The organism is Geodermatophilus aquaeductus (assembly GCF_900182545.1).
GTDB classification, from domain to species: Bacteria; Actinomycetota; Actinomycetes; order Mycobacteriales; family Geodermatophilaceae; genus Geodermatophilus; species Geodermatophilus aquaeductus.
This window is the reverse complement of the sequence record NZ_FXTJ01000013.1, coordinates 1-17,988: the sequence shown is the minus strand read 5'-3', so window position 1 is coordinate 17,988 and position 17,988 is coordinate 1. Positions and strand designations below refer to the sequence as shown.

General features: G+C 75.1%; 18 protein-coding genes, 2 tRNA genes and 1 other RNA gene. 15 read left to right on the top strand and 6 right to left on the bottom strand.

Annotation, left to right across the window (positions count from 1 at the left end):
- Window positions 1-15 precede the first annotated feature (15 nt).
- Genes FN207_RS22515 through FN207_RS22505 form a run of 3 tightly spaced genes read right to left on the bottom strand, consistent with a single transcriptional unit; the run spans window position 16 to window position 1,635 of the window.
- Complete coding sequence (locus tag FN207_RS22515; RefSeq protein WP_142460688.1) at window positions 16-249, bottom strand: DUF2630 family protein; 234 nt, start codon at window positions 247-249, stop codon at window positions 16-18.
- Window positions 250-286: 37 nt separating this feature from the next.
- A complete protein-coding gene (locus FN207_RS22510) occupies window positions 287-1,198 on the bottom strand; it encodes a prephenate dehydrogenase (RefSeq protein ID WP_246066280.1) in 912 nt (303 codons plus the stop codon).
- On the bottom strand, window positions 1,195-1,635 hold the full coding sequence (locus tag FN207_RS22505; protein WP_142460687.1) for a PaaI family thioesterase: 441 nt from the start codon (window positions 1,633-1,635) through the stop codon (window positions 1,195-1,197). Before FN207_RS22505 ends, FN207_RS22510 begins: the two co-directional genes overlap by 4 nt.
- A 43-nt stretch (window positions 1,636-1,678) precedes the next feature.
- Here FN207_RS22505 and FN207_RS22500 point away from each other — a divergent pair, with 43 nt between their 5' ends.
- The 5 genes from FN207_RS22500 (at window position 1,679) to FN207_RS22480 (ending at window position 4,089) form a co-directional block, all read left to right on the top strand.
- Window positions 1,679-2,341, top strand: a complete 663-nt coding sequence (locus FN207_RS22500) for an O-methyltransferase (RefSeq protein WP_142460686.1) — start codon at window positions 1,679-1,681, stop codon at window positions 2,339-2,341.
- On the top strand, window positions 2,338-2,856 hold the full coding sequence (locus FN207_RS22495; protein ID WP_246066279.1) for a tRNA adenosine deaminase-associated protein: 519 nt from the start codon (window positions 2,338-2,340) through the stop codon (window positions 2,854-2,856). The genes FN207_RS22500 and FN207_RS22495 overlap by 4 nt, the downstream gene beginning before the upstream one ends.
- Entirely contained in the window at window positions 2,853-3,509 is a 657-nt protein-coding gene (locus FN207_RS22490) for an HAD-IA family hydrolase (RefSeq protein ID WP_142460685.1), read from the top strand. The genes FN207_RS22495 and FN207_RS22490 overlap by 4 nt, the downstream gene beginning before the upstream one ends.
- Window positions 3,506-3,991, top strand: coding sequence for a nucleoside deaminase (locus FN207_RS22485; RefSeq protein WP_246066278.1), 486 nt, complete (start codon window positions 3,506-3,508; stop codon window positions 3,989-3,991). The genes FN207_RS22490 and FN207_RS22485 overlap by 4 nt, the downstream gene beginning before the upstream one ends.
- Window positions 3,992-4,001: 10 nt before the next feature.
- Window positions 4,002-4,089 (top strand) — tRNA-Ser (locus FN207_RS22480).
- 61 nt (window positions 4,090-4,150) lie between these two features.
- Here FN207_RS22480 and FN207_RS22475 read toward each other — a convergent pair.
- The gene (locus FN207_RS22475; protein ID WP_221888361.1) at window positions 4,151-5,881 is read right to left on the bottom strand and encodes a serine/threonine-protein kinase; all 1,731 of its coding nucleotides are present in this window, start codon (window positions 5,879-5,881) and stop codon (window positions 4,151-4,153) included.
- Between the two features lie 43 nt (window positions 5,882-5,924).
- The gene (locus FN207_RS22470) at window positions 5,925-6,272 is read right to left on the bottom strand and encodes a hypothetical protein (RefSeq protein ID WP_110908316.1); all 348 of its coding nucleotides are present in this window, start codon (window positions 6,270-6,272) and stop codon (window positions 5,925-5,927) included.
- 167 nt (window positions 6,273-6,439) lie between these two features.
- On the opposite strand from FN207_RS22470, the gene FN207_RS22465 reads away from it, so the two are divergent.
- Window positions 6,440-6,524 (top strand) — tRNA-Ser (locus FN207_RS22465).
- Between the two features lie 48 nt (window positions 6,525-6,572).
- On the opposite strand, the gene FN207_RS22460 is transcribed toward FN207_RS22465, so the two are convergent.
- Window positions 6,573-7,499 carry a DMT family transporter gene (locus FN207_RS22460; RefSeq protein WP_142460684.1) on the bottom strand — a complete coding sequence of 309 codons (927 nt, stop codon included), beginning with the start codon at window positions 7,497-7,499 and terminating at the stop codon, window positions 6,573-6,575.
- A 187-nt stretch (window positions 7,500-7,686) separates the two neighbouring features.
- Here FN207_RS22460 and ffs point away from each other — a divergent pair.
- The 9 genes from ffs (at window position 7,687) to FN207_RS22415 (ending at window position 17,790) form a co-directional block, all read left to right on the top strand.
- An RNA gene (gene ffs / locus FN207_RS22455) (signal recognition particle sRNA small type) lies at window positions 7,687-7,782 on the top strand.
- A gap of 95 nt (window positions 7,783-7,877) precedes the next feature.
- Window positions 7,878-8,552: a YceI family protein gene (locus tag FN207_RS22450; protein WP_142460683.1), complete on the top strand. Its 675-nt coding sequence runs from the start codon at window positions 7,878-7,880 to the stop codon at window positions 8,550-8,552.
- A 56-nt stretch (window positions 8,553-8,608) separates the two neighbouring features.
- Window positions 8,609-10,921: a DNA polymerase III subunit gamma and tau gene (locus FN207_RS22445; RefSeq protein ID WP_142460682.1), complete on the top strand. Its 2,313-nt coding sequence runs from the start codon at window positions 8,609-8,611 to the stop codon at window positions 10,919-10,921.
- Between the two features lie 58 nt (window positions 10,922-10,979).
- A complete protein-coding gene (locus FN207_RS22440) occupies window positions 10,980-11,321 on the top strand; it encodes a YbaB/EbfC family nucleoid-associated protein (protein WP_142460681.1) in 342 nt (113 codons plus the stop codon).
- Between the two features lie 38 nt (window positions 11,322-11,359).
- Window positions 11,360-11,959, top strand: a complete 600-nt coding sequence (gene recR / locus FN207_RS22435; RefSeq protein WP_142460680.1) for a recombination mediator RecR — start codon at window positions 11,360-11,362, stop codon at window positions 11,957-11,959.
- A gap of 184 nt (window positions 11,960-12,143) precedes the next feature.
- The gene (locus tag FN207_RS22430; protein WP_142460679.1) at window positions 12,144-13,787 is read left to right on the top strand and encodes an ABC transporter substrate-binding protein; all 1,644 of its coding nucleotides are present in this window, start codon (window positions 12,144-12,146) and stop codon (window positions 13,785-13,787) included.
- Window positions 13,788-13,916: 129 nt separating this feature from the next.
- Entirely contained in the window at window positions 13,917-15,026 is a 1,110-nt protein-coding gene (locus FN207_RS22425; RefSeq protein ID WP_142460678.1) for an ABC transporter permease, read from the top strand.
- Entirely contained in the window at window positions 15,026-16,084 is a 1,059-nt protein-coding gene (locus FN207_RS22420) for an ABC transporter permease (RefSeq protein WP_142460677.1), read from the top strand. Before FN207_RS22425 ends, FN207_RS22420 begins: the two co-directional genes overlap by 1 nt.
- Window positions 16,081-17,790, top strand: coding sequence for a dipeptide ABC transporter ATP-binding protein (locus FN207_RS22415; protein WP_246066277.1), 1,710 nt, complete (start codon window positions 16,081-16,083; stop codon window positions 17,788-17,790). Before FN207_RS22420 ends, FN207_RS22415 begins: the two co-directional genes overlap by 4 nt.
- The last annotated feature ends 198 nt before the right edge of the window (window positions 17,791-17,988 follow it).

Here is a 17,988-nt window from a genome sequence, read left to right as displayed (position 1 = left end):
GGGCAGGGGGTCCTTCTACTGGAGGTAGCCCTCGACCTCCGACCTCGGGCGCACCTGCGCGCTGTCGGGGTCCTCGTCGTACTGCCGCTTGGCGTCCCGCTGGCGGATGAGGTCCCACAGCTGGTCCCGCTCCTCCTCGATCTGCCGGAGCCGGGCGCGCTGCTCCTCGGTGTGCTCCGAGCTCTCGCGGAGGCGGTGCTCCTCCTCGACCAGCGCGTCGATGCGGCTGCGGATCTCGCTGTCGTCCATGGGGGGCTCCCTGCCCGGCGCGGCGGAGGCGAAACGGTCAGCGGCCGGGCACCCAGCCCTCGACGAAGGCGGCCAGCCGCTGGGTGACCGCACCGCCGGTCCGGCCCAGCGCGAGCAGCGCCGCCCGGTCCAGCGGCACCCGGACCACCCGCCGGCCGGGGTCGGCGGTCCGCACGGCGTGGCCGGCGGCGACGAGGTCGGGCCAGGGCCGGTCCAGCTGCGCGCGCACGCGGGCGAGCGCGGCCGCCGTCGGCCCGGCGTTGCCCTCGACCATCGCGATGACGAACGCCGGGTCGCTGCCGGCCACCCGCGTGCCGTCGCGGAAGCTGCCGGCCGCCAGGGCGAGCGCCAGCGGCCCTGCCTCGCCGGCCGCCGCGGCCAGCGCCGCGGCGAGCAGGTGCGGCACGTGGCTGATGGCTGCGACGGCGTCGTCGTGCTCGGTGGCGGTCACCGGCACCACCTCGGCACCGGCGTCGAGGGCCACCTCCGCGGCCCGCAGCCAGCGGCGCAGGTCGGTGCCCGGCTCCAGGCACAGCGCCCACCGCGCGCCGCGGAACAGGCCGGGGTCGGTGGCGCCGTGGCCGGACCGCTCGGTCCCGGCCATCGGGTGCCCGCCCACGAACCGGCCGCCCAGCGCCGCGCCCACCGAGGCGAGCACGGGGACCTTCACCGAGCCGAGGTCGGTGACCGTGGCGTCGGGGTCGACGTCGAGACCGTCGAGCGCGCCGGCCATCGCCGGCAGCGGCACGGCCAGGACGACGACGCCGCCCAGTTCCTGTGTGACGCGCACGCCGCGCGCCGCGGCCGCCTCGCGCGCGGCCGGGTCGACGTCCCACCCGGACACCTCGCGGCCGGCGGCCACCAGCGCGGCGGCCAGTGACCCGCCGAGCTGGCCGAGGCCCACCACCCCGACCGGCGGCTTCGGCATGGTGGGGACGGGGAGGCTCACGCCGGCCCCCAGGGCTGCTCGGTGCGGAAGACGCGGGCCAGCGCGGTGGCCACCAGCCGGCCGTCGTCACCGCGGGCGTCGATGCGGTAGACGGCGGTGCGGCGGCCGCGGTGCAGCTCGGTGCCCTCGGCGACCAGCCGCTCGCCGGGCCGGCCGGCGGTGAGGAACTCGGTGTGCACGTCCTGGGCGACGGCCACCGTGCCGTGGCTGTTGCTCACCGCCGCGTGGACGACGTCGAGCAGCGCCATGGTCGCGCCGCCGTGCGCGGTGCCGACGGCGTTGAGCAGGCGGGGACCCACGGTCATGCCCGCGCGGGCGTAGCCGGGCCGGACCTGCTCCAGCTCGATGCCCAGGAGCGCGGCGAGCGGGTCGGCCGCCAGGCGGTCGAACAGCGCGGGGTCGACCTCGGCTCCGTCGTCGGGTGCGGGATCGGCCATGATCAGAGGCTATGGCCTCCGCCTCCCCGTCTCCGGACACGCCGTGACGCCGCGGTCGTTCCTCCTCACCCAGGAGGTCTCCGACTACGTGCGCGCCAGCTCCGAGCCGCTGGACGAGGTGGCCGCCGCCCTCGTGGCCGAGACCGCCGGGCTCGCCGACCGCGGGGAGGTCCCGGCCACCTTCCAGATCGCGGTCGAGCAGGGCGTGCTCATGCAGCTGCTCACCGCCGCGCTCGGCGTCCGGCGGGCGGTCGAGATCGGCACGTTCACCGGCTTCTCCGCGCTGTGCATCGCGCGCGGGATGGTCGACGGCGGCCGGCTGCTGTGCCTGGACCGCAGCGAGGAGTGGACGGCGATCGCCCGCCGGTACTGGGAGCGGGCCGGCGTCGCCGACCGGGTCGAGCTGCGCCTGGGCGAGGCGCTGGACCTGCTCCGCGAGGTCCCGGTCGAGCCGGTGTTCGACCTCGCCTTCGTCGACGCCGACAAGGCCGGCTACCCCGCCTACGTCGAGGAGCTGCACCCGCGGATGCGGCCGGGCGGGCTGGTCCTGCTCGACAACACGCTGCGCAGCGGCCGGGTGCTGGCGCCGGTCTCCGAGGAGGACCACGTGCTCGTCGCGCTCAACGCCGCGCTCGCCACCGACCCGCGGTTCGAGACGGTGCTGCTGCCGCTGGCCGACGGCCTGACCGTGCTGCGGGTCCGGTGAGCGCGCCCGAGCCGGCCCTGCCGGCGAGCACGTGGCCGCCGAGCTGGGCGGTGCTGGTCAGCCGCAGCGGCGGCGGGTGGCGGGTGCAGCTGCTGGCCGCCGACGCCTCCGACGAGTTGCCGGTGCTGGAGCGGGCGCTGGGCGAGCCGGGCGCGGAGGGGTGGCCGCCGCCGTTCGTGGTCGTCGTCGACTCGCGGCTGTACTTCGTGGTGCTGCGGCACGGCCCGGGTGGCATGGTCCGGGCCCTGATCTCCGACGCCACCATGCAGGAGTGGGTGCTCGGCGCGGAGGTCGTCGAGCGCTACGGGATCGCCGTCGACGAGGACGGCGCCTTCGACGACGACGAGACCGGCTGGCCGGGAGGGGACCTGGACGTGTTCGCCGACGACGGACTGCCCGCGGACGACCTGCGGCCGATCGTGACCGCCGACGACCTGTGGGCCGACGAGATGGTCGCGCGGATCGCCGCGCGGCTGGGCTTCGCCGACGAGCTGGCCGCGGCGGTGGGGGCATGAGCGCCACCGCGTCGGCCGTCGTCTTCGACCTCGGCGGGGTGATCACCGAGAGCCCGATGCTGGCCTTCGCCGCCTACGAGGCCGAGGCCGGGCTGCCCGACGGGCTCATCCGGCGGCTCAACAGCACCAACCCGGACACCAACGCCTGGGCGCGCTACGAGCGCAACGAGCTCGACGTCGAGGGGTTCGTCGACACCTTCGAGGCCGAGGCGCTGGCCGCCGGCCACCGGGTCGACGCGCGCCGGGTGCTGGGCGCGCTGGCGGGGGAGGTCCGCCCGGAGATGGTGGAGGCGGTGCGCAGGCTGCGGGCCGCCGGGCTGCCGCTGGGGATGCTGTCGAACAACGTCGCGCCGATGGAGCGCACCGGGCGGCTGGCCGAGCTGCTCGACCTGTTCGACGCCGTCGTCGAGTCCTCGCTGGAGGGCATCCGCAAGCCCGAGCCGGAGATCTACCGGCGGGCGCTGGCGCGGCTCAACGAGGCCACCGGCCGGGACCTGGACTTCGCCGACTGCGCCTACCTCGACGACCTGGGCATCAACCTCAAGCCGGCCCGCGCGCTCGGCATGCACACGATCAAGGTGGCCGACCCCGCCGCGGCGCTGGCCGAGCTGTCCGCGCTGGTCGGCCTCCCCCTGGCCGACGCCCGCGCGTGAGCGCGCCGGACTCCCTGCCGGACGACGTCGTCGACGCGGCGATGGTCCGCGCGCTCGAGTTGGCCGCCGCCGCGCAGGAGTGGGGCGACACCCCGATCGGCGCCGTCGTCTTGGGGCCCGGCGGCGCGGTGCTGGCAGAGGCGGCCAACGAGCGCGAGAAGCGGGGAGACCCCACCGCGCACGCCGAGGTGCTGGCCCTGCGCGCGGCCGCCGCGGTGCACGGCGACGGCTGGCGGCTGACCGGCGCGACGCTCGTCGTCACGCTGGAGCCCTGCACGATGTGCGCCGGCGCGAGCGTGCTGGCCCGGGTCGACCGGGTCGTCTACGGCGCCGACGACCCGAAGGCCGGGGCCGCCGGGTCGCTGTGGGACGTCGTCCGCGACCGCCGGCTCAACCACCGCCCGCAGGTCACCGGCGGCGTCCGCGCGGAGGAGAGCGCGACACTCCTACGCGCGTTCTTCCGCCGGAAGAGGGGCCTGTAGTCTCTTCGGCGGTGGCGTGTCCGAGCGGCCGAAGGAGCACGCCTCGAAAGCGTGTGAGGTGCAAGCCTCCGTGGGTTCAAATCCCACCGCCACCGCCAGCGGTCCTCGACGGCGGCGTCCCATCCCGGGGCGCCGCCGTCGTCGTGTCCGGGGTGCGGGTCAGGCCAGGACGTCGAGGTCGACCAGCAGCCCGCCGTCCTCGCCGCGGACGAAGGTCACCGCGTGCGTCTCCACCAGGCGCTCCCCGGTGCGGACGAACTCCACCTGGCTGGTCGCGGTGATGCGGTCACCCTGGTCGTCGACGTCCTGCACGTCGAGGAGGGAGACCTCGTCCCAGCGGCCGAAGTAGTCGCGGTAGTAGTCGAAGCTCGCGCGCGACTGCAGGGTCGGCCCGGTCATCGCGTAGGCACTCTCGGCGTCGCCGGGCAGGTACTCGTAGTACTGCTCGAGGGTCTGCCGCGCCTCGGTGGCCGGGTCGGTCGCGGGGTCGGCCGGCGGCTCCTCAGCCTCCGTCGTCGGCGCCGCCCCGGTGGTCTGCTCCGGGGCCTGCCCGCCGGTGTCCTCCGACGTCGGCGCGGGCTCGGTGGTGGGGTCCGTGCTCTCCGAGGTGGGAGCGCCGGTCGTCCCCGACCCCGTCGGGTCGGCCGACGGGGTGGCGCCGTCCCCGTCGCGCAGGGCCAGCCACCCGCCGAGGGCCGCCAGTACGACCAGGAGCACCAGCGCGGCCGCCAGCAGCGGGCCGCGGTGCCGCCTGCGGGGACCGACCAGCGGCCGCTCGGGCTCCGGGCCGGACGGCGGCCCTGGGGGCTCGGGCGACGACTCGGGTGCGACGGCGGCGGCGGCGGCGGCGGCGGGTGCGGCGGCGGGCGCGGGCGGCTCCGGGGTGGCAGGCGGGTCCGGAGGCGCCTCCGCCGGGGCCGCCACGGCGGGCTGCACGGCGGTCGGCGGGCCGCTGCGCTGCGACTCGGCGGGGAACCGGGCGGTCCGGTTGCGCCCGCGGGGGGTCTGCAGGTCGGTGCGGGCGAGGAGCACCGTCGTCGGGTCGCCGTCGCGGCCGGCGGCCAGCTTGGCCAGGACGTCGCGGACCTCGGGCATCCCCGGCCGCTCGGCGGGGTCGCGGGCGAGCATCCCCAGCAGCGGCTTCTCCAGCGAGCCGGCGTGCCGGGGCGGGCGGATCTCCCCGCCGGCCACCCGGTGCAGCAGGCGCAGCGCGTTGTCGTCCATGCCGAACGGGGGCTCGGCCTCCACGCAGGTGTAGAGCGTGGCGCCGAGGGAGAAGACGTCGCTGGCGGGGGTCATCTCGCTGCCCTGCGCGACCTCGGGGGCGAGGAAGGCCGGCGTCCCGGTGATCTGGCCGGTCTGGGTGAGCGTGACGTCCCCGCTGGCGTGCGAGATGCCGAAGTCGGTGATCTTGACGAGGCCGTCGACGCGGTCGCCGCGGCCGATGAGCACGTTGGCCGGCTTGACGTCGCGGTGCACGATCCCGGCCGCGTGCACCGCGGCCAGCGCGTCGGCGAGCTGGGCGCCGACCTGCGCGGCCTGGTCGGTGCGCAGCGGCCCGTCCTCGGCGAGCACCGCGGCCAGGCTGCGGGAGGGCAGGTACTCCATCACCAGCCACGGCACGCCCTGTTCGAGCGCGACGTCGTAGACCGAGATGGCGTGCGGATGGCTCAGCCGCGCGGCGATCCGGCCCTCGCGGAGGGCGCGCAGGCGCTGCTGGTCGGTCGTCTCCGGGTCGGCGCCGACCGCCAGCAGGACCTGCTTGACGGCCACCCGCCGGTCGAGGAGCTCGTCGCGCCCGAGCCACACCGCACCCATGCCGCCGCCGCCGATGCGCTCCAGCAGGCGGTAGCGGCCGGCCACCAGGCGGCCCGGGACGGTCGTGGTCACCGGCGAGTCCTACCCCACCGGCGGCCTCGCGGCACGGGGGAGATCAGACCGTGCTGGGGACGCCGTAGCGGCGTGCGTACTCCTCCTGCGCCCCCTCGGGCAGGACGTCGTAGAGCTCGCCGAGCTGCTGGACCGCGTCGGGCTCGAGGTCGTCGAACAGTCGGGACCACGTGGGCGGCTCGTCGTAGCTGCGGGTGAGCAGCAGCTCCCAGGCCTGTGTCTGCCGGTCGCGCTTGCTGCGCTCCGCGGCGAACTCCGACAGGTAGCGGTCCTTGGCCGCCGCCTTCTCCTCCGCCGTCGCGGTGGGCGGGAGACCCGCCGGGTCGGCGCCGCGCAGGACGTCCGCGATGGCGTCCACGACCTCCGGTCGGACCTGCACCGGCTCGCTCATCCGCCTACCTCCTCAGTGCCCGGAGCGGTGCCCCGATGCGGTGCCCCCGTGCGCTCCCCGACCGGCCCAGCCTGCCCCGTGCCGGCCGTGCCGACCACCCGGGGCGGCACGCGGTCCCGGGGCGTCGGCTGACCCGCGCCCCGGTGCCCGGTAGGATCGCCGGCACGGGAGGATTCGCCTAGTGGCCTATGGCGCTCGCTTGGAAAGCGGGTTGGGGGCAACCCCTCGGGAGTTCGAATCTCCCATCCTCCGCAGGACGACGACGGGCCCCCGGCTGACGGCCGGGGGCCCGCCGCGCGTTCAGGCCCCGGCCACCGGCTCCGGTGCGCGCCGCAGCCGGTGCAGGTACAGCCCGGCCACGGCCGCCATCAGCAGCAGGCCACCGGCCACGGCCGCGGGCGCCAGTCGCTCGCCGAGGAACGCGGTGGCCAGCACGGTCGCGGTCAGCGGCTCGAGCAGCGTGACGATCGAGGCCACCGCCCCCGGCACCGTCCGCACGCCGGTGAAGAACAGGCCGTAGGCCAGTGCGCTGGGCACCAGGCCCAGGTAGAGCAGCACGGCGAGCGTGCCGCCGTCGGTCGGGACGGAGATCCCCTCGGCCAGCACCACGGGGGTGAGCAGAAGGGCGCCGCCCGCGAAGCCGGCGAGGGTGACGGGCACGCCGGCCGGCACGCCCCCGCCGGCCAGGGTGACGACGGCGTAGCCGAGGGCCGAGCCGCTGGCGACGAGCGCGCCGAGCAGCACCGCCGTGCCGGTGCCGGCGCCCGCGGAGACGCCGACGAGCAGGACGAGCCCGACGAGCGCGACCGTCAGGGCGGCCAGGGTCGCCCCGTCCGGCCGGCCGGAGCCAAGCAGGGTGCCGCCGACGGCGATGAGCAGCGGCGCCAGCCCGAGGGCGACCAGCGTGGCGATGCTCACGCCCGCCCGCTCGACCGCGGTGAAGTAGGCGAACTGGTAGGCGGCCAGCCCGACGCCGACGAGGACGAGCCGCACGGCGACCGGTCGGGTCACGGCGACGGCGGGACCCCGCCGCCGGGCGGTCGCGCCCCAGGCGACCGCGAGGGCCACCGCGCCGATGGCGAGGCGGTACCAGGCGATGTCGAGGGCGGAGAGGTCGCTGCGGTCGGAGATCACGCGGCCGGACAGGCCGGAGGTGCCCCAGCACAGCGAGGCGAGGACGACGAAGAGAAACCCGCGACTCGACGCGGGGGAGGAGGGGGTGGACACGACGCTCCTGGGCGCTGGTTCCGGACGGGGACGCGGGTCCGGAGCACGGCGCAGGGGCGGCCGGGCGGGTGCCGGCCGCGGATCAGCCCGCGGTGCTCCGGGTCAGGAGCGGGGCGGGGGCAGGACGAGGGCGCGCCGGGAGGCCATGGTCGGGGAGGCTAGCGGCCGGCGTCCTCTACAGTGGTGGGCAGACCCCTCGTGTGGCGTCACCCCGTGAACCTCCCCAGGGCCGGAAGGCAGCAAGGATAAGCGGGCTCTGGCGGGTGCGCGGGGGGTCCCTTCTTGTCCCCGGAACGTCACCGGGCCGTGGCGCGTCTCACAGCTGACTGCCAGGTTGGTGCGTCAGCATCCTTGAACCGTCAAGGAGAGGGGTTCCCCATGGCAAGGCCGCGCCGTCGTCTCTGGTGGATCGTCGGGGGGATCGTCGCGGTCCTGGCCCTCGGCCTCGGCATCGGCCCGCTGCTCTACGCCGCGACGCAGGAGGACGCCGCCGCGGCGCCGACCGTGCAGGCGCAGCCCTCCGACGTCGAGCTGGTCGACGACACCGACGGCACGTGGACGGTCACGACGGGGTCCTCGGCCGGCTACCGCGTCGACGAGGTGCTCAACGGCGCGGACGTGACCGTCGCCGGCACCACCGGTCAGGTCAGCGGCTCGGTCGTCATCGCCGACGGCGACCTGAGCACCGGTGAGGTCACCGTCGACGTGGCCAGCATCAGCACCGACAGCGGCCAGCGGGACAGCTACTTCCGCGGCAACGTCATGGACGTCGGCACCCACCCGACCGCGACGTTCACCATCCGCGGGCCCGTCGACCTCCCCGAGCTGTCGGGCACCCCCGTGACGGTCACGGTCACCGGCGACCTCACCCTGCGCGGCCAGACGCGGCAGGTGCAGGCCGACCTCGCCGTCGTCCGCACGGCCGGGGGCGTCGACGTCTCCGGCGCCATCCCGGTGGTCTTCAGCGACTTCGGCATCGCCGCGCCCAACCTGGGCTTCGTCCGGGTCGAGGACCGCGGCCAGGTCGAGTTCCTGCTCAAGCTGGTGATGTGACACGGACGGCGTCCCGGTGCTGCCGGGACGTCGTCCCTGCCACGTAACCTCGCCGCGTGGCTCTGGCGCTCTACCGGAAGTACCGCCCGGCGACCTTCGCCGAGGTGGTCGGCCAGGAGCACGTGACCACCCCGCTGGTCAACGCCGTCGACGGCGGCCGGATCAACCACGCCTACCTCTTCAGCGGACCGCGCGGCTGCGGCAAGACGTCGTCGGCGCGGATCCTGGCCCGCTCGCTCAACTGCGAGCAGGGGCCGACGTCGACCCCGTGCGGGGTGTGCGGCTCGTGCGTGGCGCTGGCGCCCGACGGCCCCGGCTCGCTCGACGTCATCGAGATCGACGCGGCCAGCCACGGCGGCGTCGACGACGCCCGTGACCTGCGGGAGCGCGCGTTCTTCGCGCCGGTGAGCAGCCGCTACAAGGTCTACATCGTGGACGAGGCGCACATGGTGACCACGCAGGGCTTCAACGCCCTGCTCAAGGTGGTCGAGGAGCCGCCGGAGTTCCTGGTCTTCGTCTTCGCCACGACCGAGCCGGACAAGGTGCTGCCGACGATCCGCTCGCGCACCCACCACTACCCGTTCCGCCTGGTCCCGCCGACGACGCTGCGCGGCCTGCTGGAGAAGACCTGCGCCGCCGAGGGCGTGCAGGTCGAGCCCACGGTGTTCCCGCTGGTCGTGCGGGCCGGCGGCGGCTCGGTGCGCGACTCCCTGTCGATCCTCGACCAGTTGCTGGCCGGCGCCGGGCCCGAGGGCGTCACCTACGCCAGCGCCGTGGGGCTGCTCGGCGTCACCGACGACGCGCTGCTCGACGAGGCCATCGACGCGCTCGCCGCCACCGACGCCCCCGGGGTGTTCCGCGCCGTCGACCGCGTGGTGGAGGCCGGGCACGACCCGCGCCGGTTCGCCACCGACCTGCTCGACCGGCTGCGCGACCTCATCGTCCTCGACGCCGTGCCCGACGCCGGCGGCAACGGCCTGCTCGACTGCCCGCCCGACCGTCTCGACCTCATGGTCCAGCAGGCGAGGGCGCTGGGGTCGGCGACGCTGTCGCGGCTGGCCGACACGGTGCACGCCGGGCTGACCGACATGCGCGGGACCACCGCGCCGCGGCTGCTGCTCGAGCTCGTCTGCGCGCGCATGCTGCTGCCCGCCCACGACGACGCCGGCACCGGCGCGCTGCAGCGCCTGGAGCGCCTGGAGCGGCGGCTGGCGATCGGCGGGGTCCCGGAGGCGGGTGCCGGTCCCGCGGCCGCCTCGGCGGCGCCGGTCCGCGAGCCCGCCCGCCCGGAGCCCGCCCGCGCCGAGCCTGCCCGCGCCGAGCCCGCCCGTTCCGAGCCCGCGCCGGCCCGGCCCGAGCCCACCCGCGAGGCGCCCGCGGCCGCCGACCGCGGCGCTGCCGCGCGGCGCGAGTACGTCCGGCCCTCCCAGCGCAGCGCCCAGCCGGCGGCTACCGCTCCGCCCACCCCGGCTCCGGCCGCGGCGGCCCCGGCGTCCGCCGGGGACGACTGGCCGGAGACCACGCGCCCCGGCTCCGGCGCGGCCCGGCCGGCTCCGGCGGCCTCGGCGGCCCCGGCGGTGGCCTCCGACGACTGGCCGGAGACCGCGGCGCCCGGCTCGGCGCCCCCGCGCCCGGCGCCCGCACCGGCCGCCGCGCGGACCGGCGCGCGCGTGGTCAGCGGGGAGCCCGACATCCCGCTGCCGCCCGAGCCCACCGACGACGAGGACTGGCCGCACCCGGCCGAGCCCGCGGCCGCCCGTGCCGCGGCGGCCCGCGTCGCCGAGCCGCGGCCGCCGGCGGCACCGCCGCGGGCCGCGGCCGAGTCCACGCCCGCCCCGCGCGGCGGCGAGCCGACCCCGCTGGTGTCCGCCGACCCGGCCGGCAGTGCTGGGGCCGGCGAGGGCGGGCTGACCACGGGCGACGTCCGGCGCGTGTGGCCCGAGCTGCTCGCCGTCGTCAAGCGGCACAAGCGCACCACCGAGGCGCTGCTGAAGAACGCCCAGGTCCACGAGCTGCGCAACAGCGTCCTCACGCTGTCCACCTCGTCCCCGGCGCTGGCCCGCCGGATCGGCGACGACCTCAACAAGGACGTGCTGCGCGAGGCGCTCAACGAGCTGCTCGGCGTGCGGTGGAAGGTCGAGGCGGTCGTCGAGGGGGCGACCCGCGGGGGAGGCGCGAGCGGACCGTCGCCCGAGGCGGCGCAGGAGGCCGCCCAGGCGGCCGAGGCCGCGGAGGCGCGCGAGCTCATGGCCCAGCGGGCGGCCGAGGCCGACGACCCCGCCCGCGACCGGGAGCCCGCCGTCGACCCGGAGCAGGCGGCGCTGGCCCTGCTCCGCGCCCAGCTGGGGGCCCGGCCGGTCGAGTCCTGACCGCGCCGGTGCCGCTCGCCGTCCCCCGGATGTCGGAGCGGCGGCATACGCTCGGTGCATGTTCCCCGGTGGTGGCCAGCCCGACCTGTCGGCGATCCTGCAGCAGGCCCAGCAGATGCAGCAGGCCCTCGCCGCCGCGCAGGAGCAGCTCGCCTCCGAGGAGGTCACCGGCTCGGCCGGCGGCGGCCTCGTCACGGCCACGATGACCGGCGACGGTGAGCTGCAGGCGGTCACCATCGCGCCGGCGGCCGTCGACCCCGACGACGTCGAGACCCTGCAGGACCTCGTCGTCGCGGCCGTCCGCGACGCGTCGCGCATGGCCGGCGAGCTGACCGCCGACCGCATGGGCCCGCTGGCCGGTGGGCTCGGCGGCGGCTTCCCCGGGCTGCCCGGCGCCTGACCGGCGCCCACCTCCCCCTTACTCCTCAGAGGACAACCGTGTACGAGGGTGCCGTCCAGGACCTCATCGACGAGCTCGGGCGCCTGCCCGGCGTCGGGCCCAAGAGCGCCCAGCGCATCGCCTTCCACCTGCTGGCCGCCGAGTCGGCCGACGTGGGCCGGCTGGTCGCCGCCCTGCAGCGCGTGCAGGCCGAGGTCCGCTTCTGCGTCACCTGCTACAACGTCGCCGAGGGTGAGCAGTGCCGGATCTGCAAGGACCCGCGCCGCTCCGACGACGTCATCTGCGTCGTCGAGGAGCCCAAGGACGTCGTCGCGATCGAGCGGACGCGGGAGTTCCGCGGCCGCTACCACGTCCTCGGCGGCGCGATCAGCCCGATCGAGGGCGTCGGCCCCGACGACCTGCGGGTCAAGGAGCTGATGACCCGGCTCATGGACGGCAGCGTCACCGAGCTGATCATCGCCACCGACCCCAACCTCGAGGGCGAGGCCACCGCGGCCTACCTGGCCCGGCTGGTCGGCCCGCTCGGGCTCGCCGTCTCGCGCCTGGCCAGCGGGCTCCCGGTGGGCGGCGACCTCGAGTACGCCGACGAGATCACCCTGGGCCGCGCGTTCGAGGGCCGCCGCCGCATCGACGCCTAGGGACGCGGCCCGAGGGTGACGCCCGGGTGGCCGGGAGGTGGCGTCACGGTCGGGTAACGCCCGTGCACGAGGTCTCTGAGCGCTGAGAGACGTGTGCTACCCATGTGCAGCCCCAGGCCCTGGCGGCCCGCTCGACGGCGCCCACGAGGCGCCGCGCGGCCGCGCACCGAGAACGAGGTAGCGCATGACTCCCGTAGGGACCCCCGGCCGGCGCGTGCGCGCGGCCACCGCCGGCATCGCCGTGACGGCGCTCGCCCTGACCGCGTGCGGCGGCGGCGACGACGGCGGATCGGGTGGGGGTGGCGGTGACGGCGACGCGCTGATCATCGGCACCACCGACCGGATCGTCACGCTGGACCCCGCGGGCTCCTACGACAACGGTTCCTTCACCGTGATGAACCAGGTCTACCCGTTCCTGCTGAACACGCCGCTGGGCAGCCCGGAGCCGGAGCCCGACATCGCCGAGACGGCCGAGTTCACCTCGCCCACGCAGTACACCGTCACGCTCAAGGACGGGCTGACCTTCGCCAACGGCCACGAGCTCACCTCGTCGGACGTCAAGTTCAGCTTCGACCGGATGGTCGCCATCAACGACCCCAACGGCCCGGCGTCGCTGCTCTACAACCTGGCCAGTGTCGACGCCCCCGACGACACCACGGTCGTGTTCAACCTGACCAACCCCGACGACCAGATCTTCCCGCAGATCCTGACCTCGAACGTGGGCCCGATCATCGACGAGGAGGTCTTCGACCCCGAGGCGCTGACCCCGGACCAGGAGATCGTCGACGCCAACGCCTTCGCCGGCCCCTACACGATCACCAGCTACGAGCAGAACGACCTGGTGTCCTACGAGGCCAACCCCGACTACCAGGGCCTCCTCGGTCAGCCTGCGACCAGCGCGATCAACGTCCGGTACTACGCCGAGGCGTCGAACCTGAAGCTCGACATCGAGGAGGGCGCGGTCGACGTCGCCTTCCGCAGCCTGACCGCTGCCGACATCGACGACCTGCGCGGTAACGAGGACGTCGAGGTCGTCGACGGCCCCGGCGGCGAGATCCGCTACATCACGTTCAACTTCAACACCCAGCCCTACGGCGCGACCACGCCCGAGGCCGACCCGGCCAAGGCGCTGGCCGTCCGCCAGGCGGTCGCCCACCTGATCGACCGGCAGGAGCTGGCCGACCAGGTCTACCGCGGGACCTACACCCCGCTGTACTCCTACGTCCCCGAGGGCCTGACCGGCGCCATCACGCCGCTGCAGGACCTCTACGGCGACGGCCAGGGCGGCCCCGACGCCGACAAGGCCGCGCAGGCGCTGCAGGCGGCCGGCGTGCAGACCCCGGTCCAGCTCTCGCTGCAGTACTCCAACGACCACTACGGCCCGAGCTCCGGTGACGAGTACGCGCTCATCAAGGACCAGCTCGAGTCGACCGGCCTGTTCCAGGTGGACCTGCAGACCACCGAGTGGACGCAGTACTCCGAGCAGCGCACCGCCGACGTGTACCCGGCCTACCAGCTCGGCTGGTTCCCGGACTACTCCGACGCCGACACGTACCTGACGCCGTTCTTCCTCACGGAGAACTTCCTCGGCAACCACTACAGCAACCAGCAGGTCAACGACCTGATCCTGCAGCAGGCCAGCACGCCGGACCCGGCGGCCCGGCAGGCGCTGATCGAGCAGATCCAGCAGCTCGTCGCCGCCGACCTGTCGACGGTGCCCTACCTGCAGGGTGCCCAGGTGGCCGTCGTCCGCACCGGTGTGACCGGCGCCGAGGACACCCTCGACGCGTCCTTCAAGTTCCGCTACGGGGCCCTGTCCCGCGGCTGACGAAGGACCCGTCCGACCCCGGCCCCGGGTGACCTCCCGAACGGAGGCCACCCGGGGCCGACCCGTGTGCAGGACCCTGGGATCGTGACCCGGCGCCGGGACCGCGCGGGCACCGACCGAGCAGGAGACATGACGACCACCACCACGACCGAGCTGACCGGCAGCGGCCCCGAGGCCGACGCCGCCCCCGCCGGCGGCCGCCGGCGCCGCGGCGGCGGGGGACTCGGCAGCTACCTCCTGATCCGGTTCCTGCTGATCTTCCCCACCGTGTTCGTCCTCGTGACGACGGTCTTCTTCCTCATGCGCTCGACCGGTGACCCCATCACCGCCGCGCTGGGCGGCCGGCTGCCCGCCGCCGAGCTCGCCGCGCGCGTCCGCGAGGCCGGGTACGACCGGCCGGTCGTCGTCCAGTACGTCGAGTACCTGGGCCAGATCCTGAGCGGCGACTTCGGCACCACGCTGTCGGACCGGCGGCCCGTCCTCGACGTGCTCACCACGTTCGGCACCGCGACGCTCGAGCTGGCCTTCTACGCGCTGGTCGTCGCGTTCGTGATCGGGATCCCGCTGGGCCGCTTCGCCGCCTACGCGCGCGACCGCTGGCCCGACGCGGTCCTGCGGGTCTTCGCGATCCTCTGCTACGCCACCCCGGTCTTCTTCGCCGGCATGCTGCTCAAGCTGGTGTTCTCCAGCGGGCTGGGCTGGCTGCCCGCCAACGGCCGGGCCTCCACGCGCAGCGAGATCATCATCCAGACCAGCGTCGACAACCCCACGGGCATCTACCTGGTCGACGCGATCCGCACCGGCAACGGCGAGGTGGTGCGGGACGTGCTCGAGCACGCCGTCCTCCCCGCCCTCGCGCTCGGGCTGCTCACCGCCGGCGTCTTCCTGCGCCTGGTGCGCACCAACGTCATCGGCACGCTCGGCATGGGCTACGTGGAGGCGGCCCGCTCCCGCGGCGTCGGCGAGCGGCGGCTGCTGCGCAAGCACGCCTACCGGCCGGCGCTGGTCCCCATCGTCACGGTGATGGGCCTGCAGATCGCGCTCCTGCTCGGCGGGGCGGTCCTCACCGAGACCACCTTCGAGTGGCGGGGACTGGGCTTCCAGCTCTCGGAGTACCTGCAGGCCCGCGACTTCGTCGCCGTCCAGGGGATGGTCGTCCTGCTGGCCGTCGTCGTCGCGGTCACCAACTTCGTCGTCGACGTGATCGCCGCCCTGATCGACCCCCGGGTGAGGTACTGATGGCCACCGCGACGTCCGCCTCGTCCACCCCGTCCAGCCCGGCCGCGCCGGCTCCGGCGCGACGCAAGCGCGGGCTGCCGGTCGTCCGCCAGCTGCGGCAGAGCGTCGGGCTGCAGCGCGGCATGCTCGTGGCCGGGCTGGTGCTCGCCGCCGTCTTCCTGCTCACCGCGGCGCTCGCCGACGTGCTCGCGCCCTACGACTTCAACCAGCTGCGCGACGCCGACGGGCCGTTCGGGGCGCAGCAGCGACCGTCGAGCGAGCACCTGCTCGGCACCACCGTCGGCGGGTACGACGTGCTCTCCCGCGTCATCTACGGCACCCGCACGGCGCTGCTGGTCATCGTCGTGGCGGTGGTGCTCTCGCTGTTCGCCGGCGTGCTGATCGGCCTGGTGTCGGGGTACTTCGGCGGGTGGGTCGACCGCGTGCTGGTCGTCGTCTGCGACGCGGTCTACGCCTTCCCGTCCCTGCTGCTGGCCATCGTGGTGGCGATCGTCCTGAGCGGCGGCCAGTCCAGCCTGTGGGGCGGCATCATGGCCGCGAGCATCTCGATCACCGTCATCTTCATCCCGCAGTACTTCCGCGTGATCCGGGCGGAGACGGTGCGGATCAAGTCCGAGGCCTACGTCGAGTCGGCCAAGGTCATCGGCGCGAGCCACTGGCGGATCATGACGCGGCACGTGCTGCGCAACGCCACCCGCACGCTGCCGCTGATCCTCACGCTGAACGCGTCGGAGGCGATCCTCACGCTCGCCGGGCTGGGCTTCCTCGGCTTCGGCATCGAGCCCACTGCCGCCGCCGAGTGGGGTTTCGACCTCAACCGCGCGCTCTCCGACGTCACCAGTGGGATCTGGTGGACGTCGGTGTTCCCCGGCCTGGCCATCGTCCTGGTGGTCCTGGGCCTGACCCTCGTCGGCGAGAGCCTCAACGACCTGGCCGACCCGCGGCTGCGCAGCCGCCGGGCCGCCGAGTCCGGGCAGACCGGCGAGGTGTCCGTGGTGCCGGGCGGTCCGCTCGGCGCCGGTCCGGCCGGCCTGGCCGGCATCGAGGAGGTCCGGTGAGCACGCACCTGTCCACGGGCGGGGACGCCGTCGTCGACATCCGGGACCTGTCGGTCACCTTCGCCACCGATGGCGGCGACGTCACCGCGGTGCAGGACGTGAGCCTGTCGGTGGCCGCCGGCGAGGTGCTGGCGATCGTGGGGGAGAGCGGCAGCGGCAAGACCGTGACCGCCCGCAGCATCCTCGGGCTGCTCCCCGAGACGGCGGTCACGCGCGGCGCCGTGCTGCTCACCCGCAAGGACGGCACCGCGGAGCACGACGTCGTCACGCTGTCGCGGTCCGGGCTCGGGGAGGTGCGCGGCCGGGATGCGGCGATGGTGTTCCAGGAGCCCTCGACCTCGCTGAACCCCGTCTACCCGGTCGGCTGGCAGATCGCCGAGGGCCTGCGCGCGCACGGGCGGCTCAGCCGCAAGGAGGCCCGGGCCAAGGCCGTCGACGTGCTCCGCCGGGTGGGGATCCCGGAGCCGGAGAAGCGGGTCGACCACTATCCGCACCAGTTCTCCGGCGGGCAGAAGCAGCGCATCGTCATCGCGCAGGCGCTCGTCCTCGACCCCGGCGTCATCATCGCCGACGAGCCGACGACGGCCCTCGACGTGACCGTGCAGGCCGAGATCCTCGACCTGCTGCGCCGCTGCCGCGACGAGTTCGGCGCGGCGATCGTGCTGATCACCCACAACATGGGCGTCGTCGCCGACCTCGCCGACCGGGTCGCGGTCATGTACCAGGGCCGGCTGGTCGAGCAGGCCGACGTCCGGACGCTGTTCTCGAACCCGCGCGAGGACTACACCCGCCAGCTGCTCGGCTCGGTGCCGCGGCTGGGCACGGGCCGGGTGCGCACCGCCGAGCGGGCGGCCGCCCGCCCGGAGGGCTGGGAGACCGGGGCACCGGTGGTCGAGGCCCGCGACCTGCGGATCGTCTACCCCGGCCGGCTGCGCCAGCCGGACTTCGTCGCCGTCGACGGCGTGAGCTTCGGCATCCGGCCGGGCGAGGTGCTCGGCCTGGTCGGGGAGAGCGGCAGCGGCAAGACGACGATCGGCCGGGCCATCGCGGGCCTGACGAAGGTGACCGGCGGGTCGCTGTCGGTGCTCGGTACCGAGATGAACGGGGTCAAGGAGAAGCGCTTCCGGCCGGTGCGCGAGCGGATCGGGTTCGTCTTCCAGGACCCGGCGTCGAGCTTCAACCCGCTGCTGACCGTGGCGGAGGCCGTGGCCGAGCCGCTGGTGGTCCACCGCCGCGCCGGTGACGCCCACGAGGCCCGCGGCAGGGTCGACGAGCTGCTCGAGGCGGTCCAGCTGCCGCGCGCGTTCGGCGACCGCTTCCCGCACGAGCTCTCCGGCGGGCAGCGCCAGCGGGCCAGCCTCGCGCGGGCGCTGGCACTGGGGCCGGAGCTGCTGATCGCCGACGAGCCGACGTCGGCCCTCGACGTGTCGGTGCAGGCCCGGGTGCTGGAGCTGTTCGACGAGATCCAGCGCGAGTTCGGCTTCGCGGCGCTGTTCATCAGCCACGACCTCGCCGTCGTCGACCTGCTGGCCGACCGGATCGCCGTCCTCTACCGCGGCCGGCTGGTCGAGGAGGGCACGGGCGAGCAGGTGCTCGGCGCGCCGCAGCACCCGTACACGCAGCGGCTGCTGGCCTCGCTGCCCGTGCCCGACCCCGACGAGCAGGCCACCCGCCGCGCCACCTGGGAGCAGCTGGCGAAGGCATAGCTGAAGGACCCTCCTGCCCCCCGCCACTCGCAAGCTCGCGGCGGGTCCCTGCAGGAGGGCCGCCCCCGTCCGGACCGTCCGGACGGGGGGATTGCTTCCTAGGTGTACTGACCGGAGACGTTGGTCGAGGACGTGTGACCACAGGATCTGACTGACCGATCTTGTGACGGGAGGACCTCCGGGCGTGGAGTGGAGCTG